This window comes from Streptomyces sp. NPDC002044 (genome assembly GCF_040296725.1).
In the GTDB taxonomy this organism is placed as follows: domain Bacteria; phylum Actinomycetota; class Actinomycetes; order Streptomycetales; family Streptomycetaceae; genus Streptomyces; species Streptomyces antarcticus.
Window position 1 is genome coordinate 1 of sequence record NZ_JBEOXU010000313.1, and the last position, 1,889, is coordinate 1,889.

Sequence of the window (1,889 nt, forward strand, 5' to 3'; positions counted from 1 at the left end):
GCGAATGGTGCGGTTCATGCAGAACCTTCCTCGATGCGGCACGTATCGAGGAATCCCCGAAGGGAGATTCGCGAGAACGAGCCGAATGAAATACGAAAGCGAAAGCGAAAGTAAAAGCGAATCCGTCCGGCGGTCGATTCCGCGGGAACGGGCGCTGATATCCAGCGGCGCGCTTCGGATGTGAAATCCGGGGTGCCGGCTGGGGAAGCTCAGACGGATGAGAATCCGGAGCCCGGGTCGGGCGTGCCGTACGGCGGACGGCCCGGTATGGATCGGGGCGTGCCATGCCGTTCGGGAAGAATCTGAGCCCGGAAACGCAACGAGCTGGGGCCCGCACCCCAAGGTGCGGGCCCCAGCTGCGTTTACGCGTCAGCGTCAGGCGGGAACGATGTTCTCGGCCGTCGGGCCCTTCTGGCCCTGCGCGATGTCGAAGTTGACCTTCTGGCCTTCCTGGAGCTCACGGAAGCCCTGGGCGGCGATGTTCGAGTAGTGGGCGAAGACGTCAGCGCCGCCACCGTCCTGCTCGATGAAACCGAAACCCTTTTCAGCGTTGAACCACTTCACGGTGCCAGATGCCATGTCAATATCTCCTTTGGGGCAGTACCCGGAGACCACACCGTGCGGTCTCCGTGTCGCCGCGATGATTGCCCCACCCGGAAAAATGACCGGAAATACAGAAGTGCTCCCACCGGCGCAGAACACTGGTGAGGGCACTTGAAGTTTTTGGGAACCACAACTGCAACTGAGATCGACAGTAGCACGGCAGGATGGTCCGTGCACGGTAAATCATTCGGCTCGACCTGTTGTGGAAGAAATACTCATGGCGCCTCGTGCCCATATCTCACGCCACGGCAACAGATATTGATTGGCGCGGGTCCGCCGAGTTGCCGGGCCGGGGACACGACCTGACCATCGACCGCGGCTGACAGGCGCCGACACGGTCCTCGTGGGTCACTCGACCGGCGGAGGGGAGGTCGCCCGGTACACCGGCCGGGACGGAACCGGTCGCGTCGCCCTGCCCCTGGAGGTGTTCGACGGCATCCGCGAGGGGGTCCGCCTGGACCGCTCCGAGTTCTACCGGACGCTGAGCGAGTCCTTCTACGGTGCGAACCGGCCCGGCTCGAACGTGTCGCAGGGCGCGCGCGACGCCTTCTGGCTGATGGGGATGCGGGCGGGGCTCAAGGCCGCGTACGACTGCCTGGCGCAGTTCTCCGCGACCGACTTCACCGAGGACCTGGGCCGCATCGACGTCCCGACCCTCATCGCCCACGGCGACGACGACCAGATCGTGCCGATCGGCGCCGCGGCACGGAAGTCGGCCACCCTGGTCAAGGACTCCGTCCTCACGGTCTACCCGGGTGCGCCGCACGGCCTGACGGGTGGCTTCGAGCGCGCCTTCAACGCCGACCTGCTCGACTTCATCCGCGTCTAGGACGAGCCGTGCCACCGGCGGCCTGGCCGTCCCGCGCATGCGCGCGACGGCTCCGGCCGCCGGTCTCACGACCTCTGGGGCATGGCCTCTTCCCTGCCGTCCATCTCCAGGGTGCAGCGGGGGATGCTCGCCGTGTGGGGGAGGTGGACCCGCACCCGCAGGGGTGTCGGCGGGTCGGTGGCCAGTTCGGCGTCCAGGATCCAGCTGCCCGTGCGTGCGGCGCGGCGGCCCAGTTCCTTGCCGTCGACCAGCAGCTCGATCACGTGCGGGTGGTCGCCGTGCACGGTGACGGTCACCGAATGGCCGGCCCGGTCGACACTGAACTGGTGGTTTCTGGCCATGATCGTCTCCCGTCGGGCGAGTCCCGTCCCCTCCCAGTCTCCTTCTCCCGGGGCGCCTCGGTCCCGGCGAGCCGGGCCGCGAGGGCGTCGGCGGCCTGCCAGGCCATGGGGATGCC

At 67.1% G+C, this 1,889-nt stretch carries 2 protein-coding genes and 1 pseudogene; 1 reads left to right on the forward strand and 2 read right to left on the reverse strand.

The features are described 5' to 3' along the window. Positions 1–375: 375 nt before the first annotated feature. Complete coding sequence (locus ABT106_RS31855) at positions 376–579, reverse strand: cold-shock protein (RefSeq protein WP_014047008.1); 204 nt, start codon at positions 577–579, stop codon at positions 376–378. A gap of 355 nt (positions 580–934) precedes the next feature. Between ABT106_RS31855 and ABT106_RS31860 the strand changes: the two are divergent. Then, a pseudogene (locus ABT106_RS31860) lies at positions 935–1,432 on the forward strand (alpha/beta fold hydrolase); the annotation flags it as partial. Positions 1,433–1,497: 65 nt separating this feature from the next. On the opposite strand, the gene ABT106_RS31865 reads toward ABT106_RS31860, so the two are convergent. Then, positions 1,498–1,773 (reverse strand): hypothetical protein, encoded by a 276-nt coding sequence (locus tag ABT106_RS31865; RefSeq protein WP_351284518.1) that lies wholly within the window; start codon positions 1,771–1,773, stop codon positions 1,498–1,500. Positions 1,774–1,889 lie beyond the last annotated feature (116 nt).

Bases quoted from the DNA above. Each gene is read 5' to 3' on its own strand.
- ABT106_RS31865 (WP_351284518.1), bottom strand. From the start codon at position 1,773: ATGGCCAGAAACCACCAGTTCAGTGTCGACCGGGCCGGCCATTCGGTG.
- ABT106_RS31855 (WP_014047008.1), bottom strand. From the start codon at position 579: ATGGCATCTGGCACCGTGAAGTGGTTCAACGCTGAAAAGGGTTTCGGT.